20 protein-coding genes are annotated in these 21,447 nt (G+C 72.9%); 8 read left to right on the plus strand and 12 right to left on the minus strand.

The window, feature by feature from the left end; translation table 11 throughout:
- Positions 1-10: 10 nt before the first annotated feature.
- The 4 genes from QT381_RS07835 to QT381_RS07850 all read right to left on the minus strand — a co-directional run bounded on the left by QT381_RS07835 (position 11) and on the right by QT381_RS07850 (position 3,213).
- Positions 11-1,222 (minus strand): amidohydrolase, encoded by a 1,212-nt coding sequence (locus tag QT381_RS07835; protein WP_289248316.1) that lies wholly within the window; start codon positions 1,220-1,222, stop codon positions 11-13.
- Entirely contained in the window at positions 1,219-1,926 is a 708-nt protein-coding gene (locus tag QT381_RS07840) for a YidC/Oxa1 family membrane protein insertase (protein ID WP_289248317.1), read from the minus strand. Before QT381_RS07840 ends, QT381_RS07835 begins: the two co-directional genes overlap by 4 nt.
- 93 nt (positions 1,927-2,019) lie before the next feature.
- The gene (locus QT381_RS07845; protein WP_289248318.1) at positions 2,020-2,295 is read right to left on the minus strand and encodes a hypothetical protein; all 276 of its coding nucleotides are present in this window, start codon (positions 2,293-2,295) and stop codon (positions 2,020-2,022) included.
- Between the two features lie 129 nt (positions 2,296-2,424).
- Complete coding sequence (locus QT381_RS07850; RefSeq protein ID WP_289248319.1) at positions 2,425-3,213, minus strand: LLM class F420-dependent oxidoreductase; 789 nt, start codon at positions 3,211-3,213, stop codon at positions 2,425-2,427.
- Between the two features lie 70 nt (positions 3,214-3,283).
- Between QT381_RS07850 and QT381_RS07855 the strand changes: the two genes are divergently transcribed.
- Positions 3,284-4,384: an NAD(P)/FAD-dependent oxidoreductase gene (locus tag QT381_RS07855; RefSeq protein ID WP_289248320.1), complete on the plus strand. Its 1,101-nt coding sequence runs from the start codon at positions 3,284-3,286 to the stop codon at positions 4,382-4,384.
- 180 nt (positions 4,385-4,564) lie between these two features.
- On the opposite strand, the gene ffh is transcribed toward QT381_RS07855, so the two are convergent.
- Complete coding sequence (ffh, locus tag QT381_RS07860) at positions 4,565-6,148, minus strand: signal recognition particle protein (RefSeq protein WP_289248321.1); 1,584 nt, start codon at positions 6,146-6,148, stop codon at positions 4,565-4,567.
- Between the two features lie 52 nt (positions 6,149-6,200).
- On the opposite strand from ffh, the gene QT381_RS07865 reads away from it, so the two are divergent.
- Entirely contained in the window at positions 6,201-7,160 is a 960-nt protein-coding gene (locus QT381_RS07865; protein ID WP_289248322.1) for an aldo/keto reductase, read from the plus strand.
- A gap of 9 nt (positions 7,161-7,169) precedes the next feature.
- The gene (locus QT381_RS07870) at positions 7,170-7,688 is read left to right on the plus strand and encodes a gamma carbonic anhydrase family protein (protein ID WP_289248324.1); all 519 of its coding nucleotides are present in this window, start codon (positions 7,170-7,172) and stop codon (positions 7,686-7,688) included.
- A 15-nt stretch (positions 7,689-7,703) separates the two neighbouring features.
- Here QT381_RS07870 and ftsY read toward each other — a convergent pair whose 3' ends face one another.
- Together ftsY and QT381_RS07880 are read right to left on the minus strand one after the other, a co-directional pair.
- Complete coding sequence (gene ftsY / locus QT381_RS07875) at positions 7,704-8,573, minus strand: signal recognition particle-docking protein FtsY (RefSeq protein ID WP_289248325.1); 870 nt, start codon at positions 8,571-8,573, stop codon at positions 7,704-7,706.
- Between the two features lie 83 nt (positions 8,574-8,656).
- On the minus strand, positions 8,657-12,859 hold the full coding sequence (locus tag QT381_RS07880) for an AAA family ATPase (RefSeq protein WP_289248326.1): 4,203 nt from the start codon (positions 12,857-12,859) through the stop codon (positions 8,657-8,659).
- A gap of 160 nt (positions 12,860-13,019) precedes the next feature.
- Between QT381_RS07880 and QT381_RS07885 the strand changes: the two genes are divergently transcribed.
- Positions 13,020-14,102, plus strand: coding sequence for a GNAT family N-acetyltransferase (locus QT381_RS07885; protein ID WP_289248327.1), 1,083 nt, complete (start codon positions 13,020-13,022; stop codon positions 14,100-14,102).
- Positions 14,103-14,276: 174 nt separating this feature from the next.
- Here the strand turns inward: QT381_RS07885 and mutM are convergent, their stop codons facing one another.
- From mutM to QT381_RS07905, 4 genes are all read right to left on the minus strand, one after another.
- Positions 14,277-15,212, minus strand: coding sequence for a bifunctional DNA-formamidopyrimidine glycosylase/DNA-(apurinic or apyrimidinic site) lyase (gene mutM / locus QT381_RS07890; protein WP_289248328.1), 936 nt, complete (start codon positions 15,210-15,212; stop codon positions 14,277-14,279).
- A 34-nt stretch (positions 15,213-15,246) separates the two neighbouring features.
- Entirely contained in the window at positions 15,247-15,930 is a 684-nt protein-coding gene (rnc, locus tag QT381_RS07895) for a ribonuclease III (RefSeq protein ID WP_289248330.1), read from the minus strand.
- Between the two features lie 85 nt (positions 15,931-16,015).
- Entirely contained in the window at positions 16,016-16,219 is a 204-nt protein-coding gene (rpmF, locus tag QT381_RS07900; RefSeq protein WP_289248332.1) for a 50S ribosomal protein L32, read from the minus strand.
- A 60-nt stretch (positions 16,220-16,279) separates the two neighbouring features.
- Entirely contained in the window at positions 16,280-16,810 is a 531-nt protein-coding gene (locus QT381_RS07905; RefSeq protein ID WP_289248334.1) for a YceD family protein, read from the minus strand.
- Between the two features lie 64 nt (positions 16,811-16,874).
- Here QT381_RS07905 and QT381_RS07910 point away from each other — a divergent pair, with 64 nt between their 5' ends.
- The 4 genes from QT381_RS07910 (at position 16,875) to QT381_RS07925 (ending at position 19,717) form a co-directional block, all read left to right on the plus strand.
- Positions 16,875-17,207 (plus strand): helix-turn-helix domain-containing protein, encoded by a 333-nt coding sequence (locus QT381_RS07910; protein WP_289248336.1) that lies wholly within the window; start codon positions 16,875-16,877, stop codon positions 17,205-17,207.
- A complete protein-coding gene (locus QT381_RS07915) occupies positions 17,207-17,704 on the plus strand; it encodes a nucleotidyltransferase domain-containing protein (RefSeq protein ID WP_289248338.1) in 498 nt (165 codons plus the stop codon). Before QT381_RS07910 ends, QT381_RS07915 begins: the two co-directional genes overlap by 1 nt.
- Before the next feature lie 88 nt (positions 17,705-17,792).
- A complete protein-coding gene (locus QT381_RS07920; RefSeq protein ID WP_289248339.1) occupies positions 17,793-19,250 on the plus strand; it encodes a purine-cytosine permease family protein in 1,458 nt (485 codons plus the stop codon).
- Positions 19,247-19,717, plus strand: a complete 471-nt coding sequence (locus QT381_RS07925; protein WP_289248340.1) for a nucleoside deaminase — start codon at positions 19,247-19,249, stop codon at positions 19,715-19,717. Before QT381_RS07920 ends, QT381_RS07925 begins: the two co-directional genes overlap by 4 nt.
- A gap of 403 nt (positions 19,718-20,120) precedes the next feature.
- Here QT381_RS07925 and QT381_RS07930 read toward each other — a convergent pair whose 3' ends face one another.
- The gene (locus QT381_RS07930; protein WP_289248341.1) at positions 20,121-21,443 is read right to left on the minus strand and encodes an aspartate aminotransferase family protein; all 1,323 of its coding nucleotides are present in this window, start codon (positions 21,441-21,443) and stop codon (positions 20,121-20,123) included.
- Positions 21,444-21,447: the final 4 nt, after the last annotated feature.

Below are 21,447 nucleotides of genomic sequence, written 5' to 3' on the forward strand. Positions count from 1 at the left end.
ACCAGGACGCTCAGGCGAACCTTGGAGTGGTGATGCCCCGGCCCGCGGCGGCGTCCCACGCGTAGACGGGCTCGCCGGCGATCCACACCCGCTCCGCTCGTGCCGTCACGTCGAGCGGGTCGCCCGACCACAGCACGAGGTCGGCGTCCTTGCCCGGCTCGAGCGACCCGACGCGGCCGGCGAGCCCGAGGATCGACGCCGGGTTGATCGTGAGCGCCTCGATCGCCGTGACCGGGTCGAGGCCCTCCTTCACGGCGAGCGACGCCTGGTGCACGAGGAAGTTGATCGGCACGACCGGGTGGTCCGTCGTGATCGCGACCGTCACGCCCGCGCGCGCGATCAGCGCGAGGTTGCCGATCGCCCGGTCGCGCAGCTCGAGCTTCGAGCGCGTCGTGAACATCGGCCCGAAGATCACCGGGATGCCCTTCTCGGCGAGCACGTCGGCGATCTTGTGGCCCTCCGTGCCGTGGTTGACGACGAGGCGGTAGCCGTACTCCTCCGCCAGGCGGATGGCCGTGGCGATGTCGTCGTGCCGGTGGCAGTGCTGGTCCCAGATCAGGTCGCCGTCGAGCACGGCGGCGAGAGTCTCCTTGCCCAGGTCGCGCTGGAACGGCTCGCCGTCGATCGCCGCCTTGGCGCGCTTCGCGGCGTAGAACCGGGCGTCCTCGAAGGCCTGGCGGATGACGACGGCCGTGCCCATGCGCGTCGCCGGAGTCTTGCCCTTGCCCGCCCACACGCGCTTCGGGTTCTCGCCGAGGGCGCTCTTCACGCTCACGTCGGCGCGCAGCAGCTGCTCGTCGATCGTGCGGCCGCCCCAGGTCTTGATCGCGACCGTGCGCCCGCCGATCGGGTTGCCGCTGCCGGGCTTGACGACGACGCTCGTGACGCCGCCGGACAGCGCGTCGCGGAAGCCCTCGTCCTCGATGTCGATCGCGTCGATCGCGCGGGCCGGCGACATGTCCGGGTCGGTCATCTCGTTGGTGTCGTCGCCCATCGCGCCGTTCGACTCCTCGTGGATGCCGACGTGCCCGTGCGCCTCGATGAAGCCGGGCAGCAGCCAGCGCCCGCCGGCGTCGACGACCTCCGCGTCATCCGGCACCCGGATGCCGGCGGCGGCGCCGAGCTGCGCGATGCGACCGTCCACGGCGACGAGCGTGCCGCCCTCGATCGGGTCTCCGACGACGGGGACGATGCGGGCGTTCGTGATCGCGAGGGTAGTCATACCGCCACGCTACGCGTCAGTGCGCGGCGCACGATCGTGCGCTCGACAAGGCCCCACACGCTCGAGACCGCGAGGTAGATCGCGGCCGCGAACGGCACGACGAGCGCGATCGCGGCGGTCGCGAGCGGCATCCAGCCGAGGACCCGGGCGATGCCGGTGGGCGGTGTCGCGGCGAGCCGCACCGCCTGACGGCGGTTCAGGATGCCGACCACGACGAGCACGACGACGATCGCCGCGTAGACGGCGATGCCGATCGGCGAGGCGACCGCAGCGGACGCCGTGGTGCCGAGCGGCACGCCCACGACCGTCGCGGCGAGGAGCGCGTTCGCGCCGCCCGCGATCTGGGCGTGCGTGAAGACGCCGTAGACGAGCGACACGACGGGAAGCTGCGCGAGCGCGGGCAGCACGCCGGCGAAGGGCGACACCCCCTCGCGCGCGTAGAGCCCGCGCATCTCGGTCGCGAGGCGCTCGGGCTTCTTCGCCCAGCGCTTCTGCACGGCCGCGAGCTGCGGCGCGATGCGTCTCCGGGCGATGTCGGCGCGCACCTGGCTCACCCCGACCGGGATGAGCGCGGCTCGCAGCACGAGGGTGATGAGCACGATCGCCCCCGCGGCGGCGGATGCGCCGAGCAGCGGGGCGAGCAGGGCGGAGAGCGCCTCGACGGCGCGGTAGGCGGCGGCGAATGCCGCATCGATGGGGTTCACGGGAGTCCTTCGGTGGGAGCGGGTGGCGGGCTGATGGCCGCATCCGTTCTCCGATCCGGAGGACGACGACGTCGTGACCGGGGGGTCGGGACGTCAGGCGGCCGGGCGCCGCCGTCCGGGCGCGCGGGAGCGCGTGCGTCCCGCCGTGTCGGGGTGCGCCGGCTCGACCTGCCAGGCGACGGACTCCGCGTGCGCCCGCGATCGCGCGCCGACCGTCACCGCACGCGCGCTCGGCGTCGCCAGGACCGCACGGATGCCGAGGCCCGCCACCGCGAGGAGCGCGACGGATGCCGCGACGGCGGCCGGGTCGGGCGCGGTCTGGGCGAGGACGAGCGCGATGACGCTCAGCGCGAGCAGCATCCGTCCCATGCCTCTCACTCTAGATCGCGTTCGCGCTAGATCGCGCTCGCGCTAGATCGCGTTCGCGCTGAGGGGACGCATCCCGTCGTTATGGGGCGTGCCAGAACAGCAGGATGCGTCCCCTCAGCGACTGCCGATTCAGCGCGCGATGCTGTCGCGCCAGGCGATCCACTTCTCGATCGAGGCGACGTCGTACTCGGGGCCCGAGATGCCCACCGTGAACAGGGTCACGCCGCGCTCGAGCAGCTCGTCGACGCGGTCGAACTTGTCGGCGCGCTGCTCGTTCGAGATCTCGATCTCGCCGACGTCGCGGCCGATCTCGGCGGCGTGCGCGGCGAGGATGCCGAGCTTGCGATCGAGGGTCTCGGGGTCGCTGAACGAGTGCCAGATGTCGGCGTGCCTGGCGACGATGCGCAGCGTCTTCTGCTCCCCGCCGCCGCCGATGAGCACGGGGATCTTCCGCGTCGGCGGCGGGTTGAGCCTCGCCCAGCGCTCCTCGATCACGGGCAGCGCGTCGCGCAGGGCGTTGAGCCGGCCGCCGACCGTGCCGAACTCGTAGCCGTACTCGTCGTAGTCGCGCTCGAACCAGCCCGAGCCGGTGCCGAAGATGAACCGGCCGGTGCCGCCCTTCGCGCTGATGTGGTCGATCGTGCGCGCCATGTCGGCCTGCAGGTCGGCGTTGCGGTACGAGTTGCAGTTGACGAGCGCGCCGAACTCGACGCGGCTGGTCTGCTCGGCGATCGCCGCGAGCATCGTCCACGCCTCGAAGTGCGGGCCGTCCGCGGGGCCGCTCAGCGGGAAGAAGTGGTCCCAGTTGAAGATCACGTCGACGCCGAGGTCTTCGAGGCGTCGCACGGTGTCGCGGATGTGCTCGTAGGTCGCGTGCTGCGGCTGCACCTGCACGCCGATGCGGATCGGTCTGCTCACCCGTTCAGCCTAGGCGCGGAGCGACATCGCCCCGCGCGCGCTCGTAGTCTGGCGAGGAGGAGGGGAACGGATGTCGCCGACGGTGATCGTGATCGGAGCCGGGGTCGCGGGTGCGAGCACCGCGTTCGCCCTCGCCCGGCGGGGCGTGCCGGTCACGATCGTGGATGCGGCGCTGCCCGGCCGCGCGACCGCGGCGGGCGCCGGCATCATCCAGCCCTGGACCTCGTCCGCCGGCGGGGAGTTCTATCGGCTGTACGCGGGCGGGGCGGCGTACTACGGCGAGCTCCTCGGCCGCCTCGCCGAGGTCGGCGTCGACGACATCGGGTACCGGCGTGCCGGCTCGCTCGTCGTCTCCGACTCGGCCGCCGCCCTCGACGAGGTCGAGGCACGCGCGAGCGCCCGTGCCGCCGACGCGCCCGCGATGGGCGAGCTGATCCGCGCCGGGGCCGGGCGCGCCCGCGAGCTGTTCCCGCCGCTCGCGCCGCACCTGGCGGCGCTGCTCGTCTCCGGGGGCGCGCGCGTCGACGGCCGGGCGCTCGCGGCCGGTCTGCTCGCCGGCGCGCTGCGTCGAGGGGCGGAGGTGCTCGCGGCGACGGCCCGGATCGTCTCCGGGCCGGGGCCGTGGCGGATCGAGACGGATGCCGGCCCTCTCAGCGCGGACGTCGTGGTCGTCGCCGCCGGCGCCTGGACGAACGGCGTGCTCGGGCCGCTCGGCCGACGTGTCGGCGTCGAGCCGCAGCGTGGCCAGATCACCCACCTGCGCGTGACCGCGGACACGCGGCAGTGGCCCACCGTGCTGCCCCTGGGCGGGCACTACCTGCTCGCGTTCGACGACTCACGGGTCGTGGTCGGGGCGACGCGCGAGTCGGGCGCGGGCTTCGACGTGCGCGTCACCGCGGCCGGGCAGCGCGAGGTGCTCGAGAACGCGCTCCGCGTGGCCCCTGGCCTGGCCGATGCGACGATCATCGAGACGCGCGTGGGGCTGCGCCCGTACCCGGATGCTGAGCTGCCGACCGTCGGCGAGCTGAGCGGGCTGGGAGGGCTCTACGTCAACGCCGGATTCGGTGCGGCCGGGCTCACGATGGGCCCGTCCGTCGGCGAGCGGCTCGCGGCCGAGATCGTCGGCGAGCGCGCTCCGGGCGCGGCGCTCGCGAACGTGCCCGGGCGCTGAGCGCACGGGCCGGCGCGGCGCCGTCGGCCGAGGAGCGGCGAAGGAGCGTCTCGAAGCCCAGCACCCGCAGCGCCGGGCGTTGCGGGACCACCGCGACTCGAGACGGCGCCGGCGCGCCTCCTCAGCCCGCACGAGCGACGGCGCTGGCGCGCCCGGCCGGCGAGTGCGACGACGGACGCGTCAGCCGCGGCCGAGGAACTTCTGCAGCGACGCGAGCTCCTCGGGCGACGGACCGCCCGCGGCGCCCGCGCCCGCCTGCTTGCCCAGGCCGAATCCCGATCCGGATGCCGCACTCGCGCCCGCCGGCTTCACGCCCGCGGCGAGCGCCGCGTTCTCCGCCGCGCGCTTCGCGGGATTGCCCGAGCGCGAGCCCTTCTTCTTCGACGACGACCCGCGCGAGCCCTTGCCGGCGTACGACGCGCCGGGCACCGGACCCATGCCGGGCACCTGCGGCACGCCGCCCTTCGCGACGGTCTTCATCATCTTCGCGGCCTGCTCGAAGCGGTTCACGAGCGCGTTCACCTCGGTCACCGTCGTGCCCGAGCCGCGCGCGATGCGCAGGCGACGTGACCCGTTCAGCAGCTTCGGCATCCGTCGCTCCGCCGGTGTCATCGACCGGATGATCGCCTCCGTGCGGGTGATCTCGCCCTCGTCGAAGTTGTCGAGCTGCTCGCGCATGCCCTTCGCGCCGGGGAGCATCCCGAGCATGTTCTTGATCGAGCCCATGTTCTTGAGCTGCTGCATCTGCTCGAGGAAGTCCTCGAGCGTGAACGTGGAGGTCGCGAGCTTCTCGGCGACCTTCGCGGCCTCGGCCTCGTCGAAGTTCGCCTGCGCCTGCTCGATGAGCGTGAGGATGTCACCCAGGTCGAGGATGCGGCTCGCCATGCGGTCGGGGTGGAACGGCTCGAAGTCGTCGAGTCCCTCGCCGGTGCCCGCGAACATGATCGGCCGGCCGGTGATCGACGCGACCGAGAGCGCGGCCCCGCCCTTCGAGTCGCCGTCGAGCTTCGTGAGCACGACGCCCGTGAAGTCGACGCCCTTCTGGAACGCCTGCGCGGTCGCCACGGCATCCTGACCGATCATCGCGTCGATGACGAACAGCACCTCGTCGGGATCGACCGCTCTGCGGATGTCGGCGGCCTGCTTCATGAGCTCGGCGTCGACGCCGAGACGGCCCGCCGTGTCGACGATGACGACGTCGTGCTGGCGGCGCTCGGCCTCCCTCACGCCGTCCTTCGCGACCTTCACGGGGTTGCCGACGCCGTTGCCCGGCTCGGGCGCGTAGACCGCGACCCCGGCCTGCTCGCCGACGACCTGCAGCTGCGTCACCGCGTTCGGGCGCTGCAGGTCGGACGCGACGAGCAGCGGGGTGTGGCCGTCCTTCCTGAGCCACGTCGCGAGCTTGCCCGCGAGCGTCGTCTTGCCGGCGCCCTGCAGGCCCGCGAGCATGATGACCGTCGGCGGCTTCTTGGCGAACTCGAGGCGTCGCTGCTCGCCGCCGAGGATGCGCACGAGCTCGTCGTTGACGATCTGCACCACCTGCTGCGCGGGGTTGAGCGCCTTGTTCACCTCGTCGCCGAGGGCGCGCTCGCGCACGCGCGCCGTGAAGTCCTTGACGACGTCGAGCGCGACATCCGCCTCGAGCAGCGCGCGACGGATCTCGCGCACCGTGCCGTCGACATCCGCCGGGCTCAGCCGGCCCTTGCCCCGGAGTCGGGTGAAGGTCTCGGCGAGACGGTCGGTCAGGTTTCCGAAGGTTGCCATGATCGAAGAAGTCTAAACGGCGCTCACGGGCGCGAACGCGGAGGGAGAGCGGATGCGGCAGGTGGAGCTCGGGCGCACGGGGGTGCGCGTCACGGAGTTCATGTTCGGCGCCGGGACCATCGGGGGTGTGGGCTCCCCCGCGGCGACGCGCGGCCGCGGCCTCTCGGAGGTCGAGGGCATGGTGCGCCTGGACGAGGCGTTCGACCGCGGCATCCGTGTCGTGGACACCGCGAACTCCTACGCCGGGGGTGTGAGCGAGGAGGTCGTCGGGCGCTGGCTCGAGCGGCACGACGACGTGCTCATCGAGACGAAGGTCGGCAACCTGGCCGAGGAGGGGCAGACCGCGGTCGACCTCAGCCGCGCGGCGATCGAGCGGGGCGCGAGGCGCAGCCGCGAGCGGCTCGGCCGGTTCGAGCTCTACCTCGTGCACGCGCTCGACGACTCGACCCCCGACGAGGAGTGGATCGACGCGATGACCGAGCAGGTCGAGCACGGTCCGGTGCACGCCTGGGGCGTCTCGAACGTCGGCGCCGCGGAGCTCGAGCGGATCCTCGCGGCATCCGCCCGGCTCGGCGTGCGCGGACCGGGCTGGGTGCAGAACGGCTTCAACCTGCTGCAGCGCGACGACGACGTGCAGGCGCTGTGCGCGAGCGAGCTGCTCGGCTACACGGGGTACTCGCCGCTCGCCGGCGGTCTGCTCTCCGATCGATATCTCGACGGCCGCGAGCCCGAGCCCGGGTCGCGGCTCGACGTGGCCGCGGGCGCGCACCCGTCGCGCACGCCCGACCTGCTCGGGCGCGTCGCGCGACTCGACGCGCTGGCCCGCGAGCTCGGCACCTCCGCGGCCGCGCTCGCGCTGTGGTGGCTGCGGTGGCATCCGCTCGTGACCGCGACGCTCGTCGCCCCGCGCCGCACCGCGCACTGGGCCGACGTGGACGCGGCGCTCTCCCGCGACGACGATCCCGCGCTGCGGCGGTCGATCGACGACATCTTCGACTCCGCCGCCCGCTAATCTGGGCAGATGCCGCTCATCGTGCCGTTCGGGGGATACACCCCGCGCATCGATCCGACGGCGTGGGTCGCACCCAACGCGACGCTCATCGGCAACGTCACGATCGAGGCGCACGCGAGCGTGTTCTACGGCGCGGTGGTGCGCGGGGACCGGGACGCGATCCGCATCGGGCCGGGCACGAACATCCAGGACAACGTCACGATGCACACGGATGCCGGCCTGCAGCTCGAGATCGGAGCCCGCGTCTCGGTGGGGCACGGCGCCGTGCTGCACGGCTGCTCCATCGGCGACGACTGCCTCATCGGGATGGGCTCGACCGTGCTCAACGGCGGCGTCATCGGCTCGGGGTCGCTCATCGCCGCCAACGCGCTCGTGCTCGAGTACACCTCGGTGCCGCCCGGGTCGCTCGTGATGGGCGTGCCGGCCAAGGCGCTGCGCACGCTCACGCCCGAGGAGCAGGCGAGCCTCGTCGAGAACGCCCGGCAGTACGCGGAGATCGCGCAGCTGCACCGCGCCGCCGCCGGCTGAGCACTCGCGGGGCGGTCAGCCGACGAGGCCCTGCACGAACACGTGCGGCGTGAAGCCGGTCAGATCGCCGATGCCCTCCCCCTGGCCGATGAGCTTGATCGGGATGCCCGTGCGCTCCTGCACGGCGAGCACGAACCCGCCCTTCGCGCTGCCGTCGAGCTTCGTGATCACGAGTCCCGTGACGCCGGCGTGCTCGATGAACGCCTCCGCCTGCGCGACGCCGTTCTGACCGGTCGTCGCGTCGAGCACGAGCAGCACCTCGGCGATCTCGGTCTGCTTCTCGACCACGCGCTTGATCTTGCCGAGCTCGTCCATCAGCCCGCCCTTGGTGTGCAGGCGTCCCGCGGTGTCGACGATCGCGATGTCGATGCCGTCGGCGAGCGCCCGCTCGACGGTCTGGAAGGCGACGGATGCCGGATCCTGCCGCTCCTGCTGCGGACGCACGATCGCCGCTCCCCCGCGCTGCGCCCAGGTGGCGAGCTGCTCGACGGCCGCCGCGCGGAAGGTGTCGGCCGCGCCGACGACGACGCTGCGCCCGCGCGTCGTGAGGAAGTGGGCGAACTTGCCGATCGTCGTCGTCTTGCCGACCCCGTTCACGCCCACGACGAGCACGACGGCGGGGCGCGCCGTGAGCCGCAGCGTGGGGTCGTATTTCGCGAGACGCTCCTCGAGGGTCTCGCGCAGCATCCGCTTCAGGTCCTCGGGGTCCGTGGTGCGGAACCGCTCGACCTCGGCGCGCAGGTGCTCGACGACCTGCTCGGTGATGTCGGGTCCGAAGTCGGCGCCGATGAGGGCGTCCTCGAGGTCGTCCCACGTCGTGTCGTCGATGGTCTTCCTGGCGAACATCCCGCCGAGGGCGCGCGACAGGGACCACCGTTCAGCCATGCGCCCAGGCTACCCGGGCGCGTGCCGACGGTCGACGCGCCCGAGCGCCTCGATCGCCCGGTCCGGCGGATGCGCGGGGCGGCTCAGGCGGGCGCCGCCACCCGCTGACCGACGACCGCGCTCACGCCGTCCTGGCGCATGCTGACCCCGTACAGCGCGTCGGCGATCTCCATCGTGCGCTTCTGGTGCGTGATGACGATGAGCTGGCTCGACTCGCGCAGCTGTTCGAAGATCGTCAGCAGGCGGCCGAGGTTGGCGTCGTCGAGGGCCGCCTCGACCTCGTCCATGATGTAGAACGGGCTCGGCCGCGCCTGGAAGATCGCGACGAGCAGCGCGACCGCCGCGAGACTGCGCTCGCCGCCCGAGAGCAGCGACAGCCGCTCGATCTTCTTGCCCGCGGGTCGCACGGAGACCTCGATGCCGGTCGTCAGCATGTTCTCCGGGTCGGTGAGCTCGATGCGGCCGCTGCCGCCCGGGAACAGGATCGGGAACACCCGGTCGAAGGCGTCACGAGTGTCCTCGAACGCGGACCGGAAGATGTCCTGCATCCGTCCGTCGAGGTCGTCGATGATCGTGAGCAGGTCGGCGCGGGTCTTCGTGAGGTCGGCGAGCTGCTCGGTGAGGAACCGGTGGCGCTGCTCGAGCGCCGCGAACTCCTCGAGCGCGAGCGGGTTGACGCGGCCGAGCTGCCCGAGCTTGCGCTCGGCGCGCGCGAGCCGCTGTTGCTGCTCCGCACGCACGAACGGGATGCCGGCGGGCGCGGGGTCGTGCGCGGGCGCGGGGTTCGTCCCGGGGGCGGCCACGACATCCGATCCCGTCGCGGACAACGGAAATGCAGGAGCCGTCGCCCGGACGCCGTCCGCGATGGCGCGGGGGGATGCGGATTCATCGTCGCCAGAGAGGCCCCGCTCCTGCATTTCCGTGATTCCCGGGGCGGAGGGGGCGGCGGGGGCGCACTGCGCGGGCGGCGCGGGCGGAAGCCCGGCGGGCGCGGGGTTCTGCGCGGGCGCGGGGTTCGTCCCGGGGGCGGCCACGGCATCCGATCCCGTCGCGGACAACGGAAATGCAGGAGCCGTCGCCCGGACGTCATCCGCGATGGCGCGGGGGGATGCGGATTCATCGTCGCCGGAGAGGCCCGGCTCCTGCATTTCCGTGATTCCCGGGGCGGACGGCGCGGCGGGGGCGGACTGCGCGGCCGTGGCGGAGGGGGCGGAGGGAAGCCCGGTGGGGTACGGGGGCGCCGCGGACCCGTCGGCGGAGGGGGCGGCGGCGGAGGGGGCGGACGCGGGCGCCAGCGCGGGCGCGGGCGGGACGAGGGCCGCGTCGTCGGGCACCGGGAGGTGCGGACCGTACTCGGCGACGAGCACGTCCTCGACGAGTCCGAGCTCCTCGGCGGCGCGCTCCAGCAGGGAGGACAGGTGCAGCTTCTTCTCGTAGACCTGCATCTCGAGGCCGTGAACGCTCTCGCTCACGGCCGCCAGGCGCTCGCGCAGGTCCGCTTCGCCGCGGCGCAGGGCGGCGAGCTCCTCGTTCTGCTGGGCGCGGTCGGCCTCGGCGGCCGCGAGCGCGACGCGCGCCTGCGACACCGATCGATCGACCGAGTCGAGCACGGGCGGCAGCGCGGCGAGCACGCGGTTCGCCGCCGCGATCTGCCGCGTGCGGATGACGGTGTGCCGCGCCTGCTCCTCGGCCGCCGCGCGCTCCGCCTCGAGCTGCTCGGCGAGCGCCGCCGCGCGCGCCCGCTCGGCACGCACGCGCTCCCGGGCGGTCTCGAGCGCGATGCGGGCCTCGAGCTCGGCCGCGCGGGCGCGCTCCAGCTCCTCGACGAGTCCGTCGCGCGCGGACGCATCGAGCATCGGGCGCGGGGTCGCCGCGAAGCGGTCCCGCTCGGCGACGGCGTGGTCGACGGCGGCGAGCGCCGCCGACACGCTCTCGCTCGTCGCGACGAGCGCGGCCTCGAGGCGGTCGACCTCCGCGGCGGTCGTGTCCGCCTGGCTGCGCAGACGACCGAGCTGCTCGCTCTGCGCGGCCACCGCCGAGTCGTGCTCGCGGAGCGCGGCGAGCGCCGCCTCGGATGCCGTGGCCGCGGCCTTCTGCGCGTCACGCGCGTCGGAGAGCTCCCCCCGCATCCGCTCGATCGTCGTCGTGACCGCCTCGAGCCGGGATGCGGCGTCGTCGCGCTCGGCCGCGAGCTCGATCCGGCTCGGCGCGTCGCCCGCACCGCCGCGCAGCACGGCTTCCGTGAGCACGTCGCCCGCGCGCGTCACGATCGTGAGCGGCAGAGCGGATGCCGCGGCGAGCGCCGGCGCGAGGGCGCGCGCCGCGTCGAGGTCGTCCACGACGACCGCGGAGGCGAGCAGCGCGAGCACCCCGTCGGGCGCGTCGACGACCTCGGCGAGGGCCGTCGCGCCGGCGACACCGGATCGCGCTGGGCCGCTGGAGCCGGACGCCCCGGTGATGCCGGACGGGACCGTAGCCGCCGCGGAGACCCCGTCGACACGGGCGACACCGGCGACCCCGGCGACCCCGTCGACCCCGTCGACCCCGGCAACCTCGGCGACCCCGGCGTCGGCCGATCCGGCCGATCGCGGCGCGGCATCCGCGATGACGATCTCGACGCGGCCGAGCGACTCCTCCCGGGCGCGGGACACGGCGGCGATCGCGGTCTCACGCGTGTCGGCGAGCAGCGCCTCGGCCGCGGTGCCGAGCACGGCGGCGACGGCCGCCTCGAATCCCGGGCGCGGCTTCACGTGGTCGGCGACGAGGCCGCGGATGCCGTCGGTCCCGGTGAGAGCGCCCGTGCCGCTGCGGCGGTCGAGGGCGAGCGACAGCGCGCTCGTGCGCGCCGCGAGGGCGTCGCGCTCGCGCTCCGCGACGTGCAGCTCCTCCCGCAGGGACTCGACCCGCGCGCGGGCCGCGGCGAGCGCCTCCTCGGCGACGCGGTACGCCTCGTCGAGCGACGCGTCGCCCTCGGCGATGACCGTCGCGGCGTCCACCTCGGCGAACGCGGCGGCCGCGGCATCCCGTCGCTCGCGGGCCTGCTCGAGGGCGTTCTCCTGGCGCAGCAGCTCCCCGCGGGCGGCGGCCAGCTTGGACTGGGCGACATCGACCCGGCTCGTGTGGCCGGCGAGCTCGAGGTCGTGCCGCGAGACGAGGGCGCTCTGCGCCGCGATCTCCTCATCGAGCGAGTCGAGGGCCGCGCGCGAGGTCGCGGTCTGCGCGGCGGCGCGGCCCGCGGCGGCCTCGGCGGCGGCGATCTCGGCCTCGAGCGCGACGGCCTCGGCCCAGGCGTCGTGCACGGACTGCTCGGTGACCGTGGAGACGGCCGACGGTCCCTCGGCCTGCTGGCTGAGCAGCGCGAGACGCTGGTTCGCGAGCGAGTAGAGGCCGCGCAGGCGCTCCTGCACCTGCTCGAGTCCGTGGCTCGTGCGCCGGGCGCCGTCGACGGCGTCGCCGAGCTGCGCCTGCTCGAGGCGGTGCTGCCGCAGCCGGGTCTGGTCGAGCTGCTCCTGCAGCACGAGTCGCTCGGTCTTGCGCTCGTTCTCGCTGCGACTCGACGACGTGATCTGCTCACGCAGCCCGACCACCTCATCCGCGAGCAGCCGGGCCCGCGCGTCGCGCACGATCGCCTGGATCGACGCCGCCTCGCGGGCGATCTCGGCCTGGTGCCCGAGCGGCTTGAGCTGGCGGCGGATCTCGCCGGCGAGGTCGGACAGGCGCGTCAGGTTCGCCTGCATCGCCTCGAGCTTGCGCACCGTCTTCTCCTTGCGGCGACGGTGCTTGAGGATGCCGGCGGCCTCCTCGATGAAGCCGCGGCGCTCCTCGGGGGTGGCGCGCAGCACCTGGTCGAGCTGCCCCTGGCCGACGATGACGTGCATCTCCCGGCCGAGACCGGAGTCGGAGAGCAGCTCCTGCACGTCGAGCAGACGGCAGCCCTCGCCGTTGATGGCGTACTCGCTGCCGCCGTTGCGGAACAGCGTGCGCGAGATCGTGACCTCGGTGTACTCGATCGGCAGCGCGCCATCCGTGTTGTCGATGGTGAGCGTCACCTCGGCGCGGCCGAGCGGGCCGCGGGTGGAGGTGCCCGCGAAGATGACGTCCTCCATCTTGCCGCCGCGGAGGGTCTTCGCGCCCTGCTCGCCCATCACCCAGGCGAGCGCGTCGACGACGTTCGACTTGCCCGACCCGTTCGGGCCGACGACGCACGTGACGCCGGGCTCGAACGCGAAGGTGGTGGGCTGCGCGAAGGACTTGAAGCCCTTGAGCGTGAGGCTCTTGAGGTACACGCCGCCCCTTCCGTGCCCGCCGCGCTGTGGTCTTCGAGCGTACCGGAGCCCCGCGCGGCGTCCCGCGTGCCGGATCGCGCGTCGGGGGTTCCGCTCAGCGCCGCGCAGGCCGTAGCCTGGTCGGCTGCCCGGTGAGGCCCGGGCGGCGGGAAGGCCGACGATGACCCCGCACCACGTGATCGAGCGCGTCAGGATCCCGGCGTCCGTGACGGATGCGGACGCCGCCGACTACCTGGACGCCATCGAGGTCCTGAACGCGGCCGAGGCCGCCGACCTCGGCACGCGCGACACCGCCCTCGACCCGGCACCGAACCTGGCGTGGTTCCATCGCGACTGGGAGCCGCGGGAGCTGTACGCGATCCGCGTCGACGGGCGCTTCGCGGCCGCGCTCGAGCGTTCCTGGGAGGCCGACTCGCCGGCGACCGAGACCATGTGGCCGGCGGTGCGGCCCGAGTTCCGCCGGCGCGGGCTCGGCTCCGCGCTCGCGGAGCACGGGATCGCGCTCGCGACGGATGCCGGCCGCACCGCCGTGCAGACCTGGACGTCAGCGCCCGCCCCCGGCCCCGCCGCCGACGGGCGGTACGCACGCGCGCTCGAGTCGCCGACGGGCTTCGGGTCGATCGACGCCGACCATCCCTCCGTGCGCTTCGCCGTGCGGCACGGGTTCGCCCTCGGCCAGATCGAGCGCATCAGCCGGCTGCCGTTGCCCGTGGACGCGCTCGGCGACGCGCTCGGCGACGCGCCGGCCGACGACGGCTACGACATCGTGCACTGGGTCGGGGCGACGCCGCCCGAGCACCGCGCGGGCAAGGCGGCGCTGCTCATGGCCATCCAGCGGGATGCGCCGGCCGGCGAGCTCGACGCGGGGTTCACCGCGTGGGACCCCGACCGCGTCGCCGAGGTCGACGCGGCGAACCTCGCCGCGAGCGATGCCCAGCGCCCCACGGTGCTCGCGGTGCACCGAGCGACCGGTGCGGCGGCGGGGTTCAGCGCGATGCTCGTGCCGCGCGCCCTCGAGCGCCCCGCGTGGCAGGGCGAGACGATCGTCGACCCGGCGCACCGCGGCCACGGCCTGGGCATGAGGCTCAAGCGCGCGAACCTGGCGTTCCTGCGAGAGATCGCGCCGGGGCATCCGTCGGTCATCACCTACAACGCGGAGGAGAACCGGTTCATGCTCGATGTGAACGAGAAGGTCGGCTTCGTGCCGATCGGGTACGAGGGCGGCTGGCGGCGCGAGCTCTGAGCACACGCCGCGAGCCACCAGCACCTCGCCCGCGCGCCGCTCACACCCCGCCCGCGCCCGCGCGTCGCTCACACCCACCCGCGCATCGCTGAGGGGACGCAACCTGTCGGAATGACGGGGTGCATTACGACGGAATGCGTCCCCTCACCGAGCGCCTCGCCCGCGCGCGGCGGCTCAGGCCGCGGCGCGGGGGCGCTGGCAGCGCGGGCAGACGTGCGAGCCGCGGTTCATGAACCGCTCGCGCACGATGGGCGTGCCGCAGCGCGGGCACGGCTCGCCCTGCTGTCCGTACACATTGAGCGATCGCGCGAAGTAGCCGCTCGCGCCGTTCACGTTGACGTACTGCGCGTCGAAGCTCGTGCCGCCCTCCGCGAGCGCCTGGTCGAGCACCGCGCGCACGTCGTCGAGCAGCCGCATCGCGGTCGCGCGCGTGAGCGAGTCCGCCGGCTGGTCGTAGTGCAGCCGCGCGCGCCACAGCGCCTCGTCGGCGTAGATGTTGCCGACGCCCGAGACCGTGGTCTGGTCGAGCAGCACGCGCTTGATGCCGGAGCGCCTGCGGCGGATGCGGGCGACCACCGCATCCGTGTCGAACAGCGGATCGAGCGGGTCGCGGGCGATGTGCGTCACGTGCGTCGGGATGCGCTGCTCCGGGTGGTCGGCCGCGGGCACGAGCGGCACGATCGCCATCGAGCCGAAGATGCGCTGGTCGACGAAGTTGACCCGCAGCTCGCCGTGCGTCGGATGCACGATGTCGAGACGGATGCGGGTGCGCACGTCGTCGACGTCGCGCTCGCGCAGCAGCACCTGGCCGCTCATGCCGAGGTGGATCGCGAGCGCGCTGGCGGTCTCGGCGGGCCCCTCGACAAGCCCGGGGAACGAACGGACAAGCCCAGGGAACGAAGGAGGGTCGAGCGGGATCCAGATGAACTTGCCGCGGCGCTCCGGCGCGCCGAGCACCCGGCCGACGAGGCGGTCGACGAAGTCCTCCGCCGGTCCCCCGTGACGCCGCAGCGAGCGCTCGTCGAGCACCCGCACGGCCACGATCTCGGCGCCGTCGACGGCGGGGGCGAGGCCCGCGCGCACGACCTCGACCTCGGGCAGCTCAGGCACGGAACGTCCCGTGCCGCGGCGGGAGCGGCATCCGTCAGCCCCGCTCGTGCAGCTCGGTCCAGGCGGTGAGCGCGGCGGCCATCTCGGCCTGCTTCTTGCTCGATCCCTCGCCCGTCGCGACGGGATCGCCGCCGAGCCGCACGGTCGCGTGGAAGCGCTTGAGGTGGTCGGGTCCGGTGTCGCTCACCTCGTAGAACGGCGACCCCAGCCCGCGCGCCGCGGCGAGCTCCTGCAGGCTCGTCTTGGGGTCCATCGCGGCGCCGAACCGCGCCGGGTCCTCGGCGAGCGGACGGATGAGGCGCAGCACGAGCGCGGTCGCCTCGTCGGCGCCGCGCGACAGGTACGTCGCCCCGATGACCGCCTCGATGCTGTCCGCGAGGATGGACGACTTGTCCCGGCCGCCGGTGAGCTCCTCGCCGCGTCCGAGCCGGAGGTGCCGCCCGATGCCGATGCGCCGGGCGACCTCCGACAGCGCCACCGTCGAGACGAGGGCCGCGCGCCGCTTGGCGAGCTCACCCTCGTCGAGGAACGGGAACTCCGTGTAGAGCATCACGGTGACCGCCTGGCCGAGGATCGAGTCGCCGAGGAACTCGAGGCGCTCGTTGTGCGCCACACCGCCGTTCTCGTAGGAGAACGAGCGGTGGGTGAGCGCGAGCTGCATGAGATCGTCGCCGATGCGCACGCCGAGCACGTCGGCGAGCGCGGGGAAATCGGTCATGGTCAGAGCGAGTCAAGCACGAACGGGTTAAGCACGACGAACCCCCACGGCCCGGGGGCCGTGGGGGCGGGATCCGCCGAGCGGATCAGACGTCGGCGACCTTGCGGCCCTTGTACTCGAGGAACAGCGGCGTGCCGGCCGAGTCCTCGACGACGCGCGCGCGGTGCGGCAGCGAGTAGACGGTCTTGCCGTTCTCGACGGTCTTCACCAGGGTGGGGGCGTCAGCCTTCCACTGGGCGCGGCGGGCACGCGTGCTCGCACGCGACATCTTGCGCTTCGGGACAGCCATGGTCGTCTCTCTTCTCTCGCGGCTCGGGGCACGTGCCCCTCGCCGGTGGTCTGTTTCTCGCTAAGAACGCGGCTCTTCGGCAGAGCGGAAGCCCTCGAGCGCGGCCCACCGCGGGTCCAGCACCTCACGAGGCGCCCGATCCGGGTGATCGGCCAGCCGCTCACCGGTCTCGGGGTCGAGTCCGGGGCAGTCCGGCCGGCAGACCGGCTGGAACGGCAGTGACATCGCCACCGCATCCCTGACCATCGGTTCGAGGTCGACGGACTCGTCGGCCACCGTGTAGTCGAAGGCTTCGTCCTCAGTGTAGGCGAAGAGCTCCTGGATTTCGACCTCGACCGGAAGCGTGACGGGGTCGAGGCAGCGCACGCACTCGCCCTCGGCCACCGTCTCGGCGTCGACGGAGGCGAGGATCCCCTCGTGCAGCGACTCCAGGCGCACGTCGAGGTGCACGGTCGCACCCTCGCGCACGCCGATGACGGCGTTGCCGAAGCCCTCCGGCTGGGCGATGTCGCGCGACCACTCCCGGTGGTCGCCCGGACGACGCATGAGGTCGCGGACGTTCACGACGTAGGGGCTCACGGATGCGGACACGGCGCACGATTCTACGCGCCGACCACGCGCACCGCTTGCATAGCACGCGCGCTATGATGATCCCGTGAAGGGCATCGGCAACGACCTCGTGCGCGAGGCGCGCAAGCGCGTCGGCTGGACCCAGCAGCGCCTCGCGGATGCCGCGGGCACGACGCAGTCGTCGATCGCCCGGCTCGAGTCGGGCCGCACCTCCCCCGCGTTCGACGACGTGCTGCGCCTGCTGCGTCTGATGGGCATGGACCTCGACCTCATGCTCGTCGAACGCGACGACTCCGACTGGCAGCAGGCGAAGACATCGTGGCTGCCGCTCTCCCCCGAACAGCGTCACGATCAGCTGCTCGCCTGGACCCGTACCCTCGACGATCTGCGCGACGACTATCGGAACTCGGTCGCATAGTGGCCGAGTTCGATCCGGTGCCGATCCTCCGCGCCCTGCGCGAGCGCGACGTCGACTTCGTCATCATCGGCGGGTACGCATCGGCGCTCCAGGGCGCACCGTTCCTGACCCACGATGTCGATGTCACCCCGGAGCGCTCGCGAGCCAATCTGGATCGCCTGTCCGACGCGCTCCGCGATCTCGACGCCCGCATCCGCACCCTCGACGAGAGCCTGCCGTTCAGTCACACGGGCGCATCGCTCGCGGACGCGGGCGTGTGGAATCTCACCACCGAACACGGCGATCTCGACATCTCGTTCGTCCCTGACGGCACCGAGGGCTATCCCGACCTCGCGCAGGACGCCGACTCAGTCACCCTGCACGGCATCGAGGTGCGGGTCGCGTCGCTCGCCGACATCATCCGCTCGAAGCAGGCCGCGAACCGCCCGAAGGACCAGCGCGTGCTGCCGACACTTCGCGAGATCCTGGCCTCGCGCAACCCGCGCAATCACCCGTAGCGCACCGCGTCCGCCCCGGTGTGAACTCCGTGTTACGGATGCGGCTCCGCGCCCGTCGGCACCGTCGCGCCTCCCTAGGGTGAGGTTCATGACGACAACCGTGGCATCCGCTCCCCGTGTTCTCGCCGTCGAGCCCGGCGGCATCGAGTCGATCCCGCCGGAGAAGCGGCACGGGCATCCGTGGACGCTGTTCGCGAGCTGGACGAGCCCGAACCTCGAGTTCGCCACCGTCTTCGTCGGCATGATCGCGGTCGCGTTCTTCGGGCTCGGCTTCTGGCAGGCGATCCTCGCCGTCGCGATCGGCAACGCGCTCGGCGGCATCTCCCAGGGCGTGCTGTCGACGTGGGGGCCGCGCGAGGGCATCGCGCAGCTCGTGCTGAGCCGCACCGCGTTCGGGCTGCGGGGCAACATCCTGCCCTCGGCGATCAACACGATCATGGCCGGGCTCGGCTGGTTCGCCGTCAACTCGGTGAGCGGCGCGCTCGCGCTGTCGACGCTCACCGGGATGCCCGCGGCGCTCGCGCTCGTCATCATCGTCGTGCTCGAGGTCGGGCTCGCGTTCGTCGGCCACGACCTCGTGCAGGTCTTCGAGCGCTACGCCGCGATCGTGCTCGGCATCGTCTTCCTCGTCGCGACGATCACCGTGTTCGTCAACGTCGACGTCACGACCCCGGCCGCGAGCGCCGGCGGCTTCAGCTTCGCGGGCTTCACGCTCACGGTCGCCGCGGCCTTCGGCTACGCGGCCGGCTGGAACCCGTACGCCTCCGACTACAGCCGCTACCTGCCCAAGGCGACGAGCAGGGCCGCGATCGGCTGGGCGGCGGGCCTCGGCAACTTCGTGTCGTGCACCGTGCTCATGGCCGCGGGGGCCGCGGTCGCCGTCGCGGTCGGAGCGGACGGCGTCGGCTCCGACCCGACCGGATCGTTCGTGCACGAGATGCCGACCGTCATCGCGGATGCCACCCTCGTCGCGATCGCGGTGGGCGCGATCGCCGCGAACGCGGTCAACATCTACTCGGGGTCGATGTCGTTCCTGGCCGCCGGCATCCGGATCCCGTTCTCGCTGCGGCGCGCGATCATCGCGATCGGGTTCGGCGTGATCGGCTTCGTCATCGCGCTCGTCGCCGTCATCGACGCGAACTTCCACGAGACGTACGAGAACTTCCTGCTCGTGATCGCCTACTGGATCGCGCCGTGGCTCGCCATCGTGCTCGTCGACCGGTTCCTGCGCCGCGGCACCGCGATCGCGGCGCTGCTGCCCGACGGCGCCAAGTACCGCAACGCCGCCGGCATCGTCTCGCTGATCGTCGCGGGCGTCGTCTCGATCGCGCTGTTCTCCAACCAGGTGTTCTACCTCGGCCTCGTCGTGCAGGCGACGGGCGGGGTCGCGTCGCCGCTCGGCGACCTCACGCCGCTGGTCGGGTTCGTGCTGGCCGGGGCGCTCTACGCGATCCTGTTCACCCTCATCAAGCCGGCGGTCGGCGGTCCGATCGAGGAGGAGCCCGACACGATCATCGGCATCGACGCCGCGGACGCCGAGGCGTGAGCGTCGATCCCGCGCCGGTCTACGCCGACGACGCGGCGATGCTCGAGGTCGCCCGGGCGGAGGCGCTCGCGGGACTCGCGGAGGGCGGCATCCCGATCGGCGCCGCCCTGTTCGACGCCGATGGACGCCTGCTCGGCAGCGGCCGCAACCAGCGCGTGCAGGGCGGCAACCCCGCACTGCACGGTGAGACCAGCGCGTTCTTCGCCGCGGGACGCCAGCGCTCGTACCGCGGCACGACGATGGTCACGACGCTGTCGCCGTGCTGGTACTGCTCCGGGCTCGTGCGCCAGTTCGGCATCGGTCGGGTCGTGATCGGCGAGAACACCACGTTCTACGGCGGCGAGGACTGGCTGCGCGAGAACGGGGTCGAGGTCGTCGTGCTGCAGGACCCCGAGCTCATCGCCGTCATGACCGGGTTCATCGAGCGCAGCCCGGAGCTCTGGAACGAGGACATCGGCGTCGACTGAGGCGCCGACGTTCGCCGGTCGCTCCCCCGCTGGTTGAGGAGCGCCCGCTGGTCGAGGAGCGCCCGCTGGTCGAGGAGCGCCCGAGCGCAGCGAGGACGCGTCTCGAAACCACCCCACCGAGCACACCCAGTGGTCTCGAGACGCGAGCGACTCCGTCGCGCGCTCCTCGACCAACGAACGCCCGAGCACCACACCACCCGCTGGTTGAGGAGCGCCCGAGCGCAGCGAGGACGCCTCTCGAAACCACCCCACCCACCAAACACACCGAAGTGGTCTCGAGACGCGAGCGACTCCGTCGCGCGCTCCTCGACCAACGAACGCCCGAGCACCTCCGTCGCGCGCTCCTCGACCAACGAACGCCCGAGCGACTCCGTCGCGCGCTCCTCGACCAACGGCACGGGAGCTACGCGTGCAGGGCGAGCACCTCGTCGTAGAGCGCGAGCGCGCGGGCGACCTCGTCGGGCGTCACGACGCACGGCGGCACGACGTGGATGCGGTTGTCCTGGGTGAACGCGAGCAGGCCGCGGTCGAGCAGCTCCTTCTTCATCCGCAGCACCACCGAGGTCGCGAGCGGCTCGCGCGTCGTCCGGTCGGCGACGAGGTCGAGCGCCCAGAACACGCCCATGCCGCGCACGTCGCCGATGAGCTCGTGCTTCTCGGCGAGGGCGGCGAGACCGGGGCCGATGTGCTCGGCGCCGATCTGCTTCGCGTGGGCGACCACGCCATCCGTCTCCATCGCCTCGATCGTCGCGACGACGGATGCGGCGGCGAGCGGGTGCCCGGAGTACGTCAGCCCGCCGGGGAAGACGACGTCGTCGAAGGCGTTCGCGATCGACTCGGAGATCACGACGCCGCCGATCGGAACGTAACCGGAGTTGACGCCCTTCGCGAAGGTCGTCAGGTCGGGGGTCACTCCCCCGTCGATGCCCTGCCAGGCGAACCACTCGCCGGTGCGGCCGAAGCCGGCCATCACCTCGTCGAAGATGAGCACGATGCCGTACCGGTCGGCGAGCGCGCGCAGACCCGCGAGGTAGCCCGGCGGGGGCACGATCACGCCCGCCGTGCCGGGCACCGTCTCGACGATGATCGCCGCGATGCCGGACGCGCCCTCCGAGACGATGACGCGCTCGAGGTGCTGCAGGGCGCGCTCGGTCTCCTGGGCCGCGGACTCGCTCCAGAACTCGCTGCGGTACGGGAACGCCCCGAAGAAGTGCGCGTGGCCGCGCGCGAACTCGTTGGGCACGCGACGCCAGTCCCCCGTCGCGACGATCGCGGCACCCGTGTTGCCGTGGTACGAGCGGTAGGCGGAGAGCACCTTGTCGCGCCCCGTGACGAGGCGCGCCATCCGGATCGCGTTCTCGTTCGCATCCGCGCCGGCGTTGGTGAAGAACACCTTGCCGAAGGTCGGTCCGGCCTTCGCGAGGATGCGCGCGGCCGCTTCGCCGCGCGTGAGGTTCGCGTGGGCCGGCGCGACCGTGGCGAGCAGGTCGGCCTGCTCCTTGATCGCGGCGACGACCTTCGGATGCTGGTGCCCGATGTTGACGTTGACGAGCTGGCTGGAGAAGTCGAGGTACTCGGTGCCGTCGAAGTCCCACACGGTCGACGCGAGGGCGCCGGCGACCACGAACGGGTGGAGGGCGCCCTGCGCGCTCCAGGAGTGGAAGACGTGGGCGCGGTCGAGCTCGAGCGCGCGGGCGCCGTCGGCGGGGTCGAGGTCGTGGGGCATGGGT

Origin of the sequence: Galbitalea sp. SE-J8 (assembly GCF_030345695.1) — a bacterium.
Classification (GTDB): domain Bacteria; phylum Actinomycetota; class Actinomycetes; order Actinomycetales; family Microbacteriaceae; genus JAUASV01.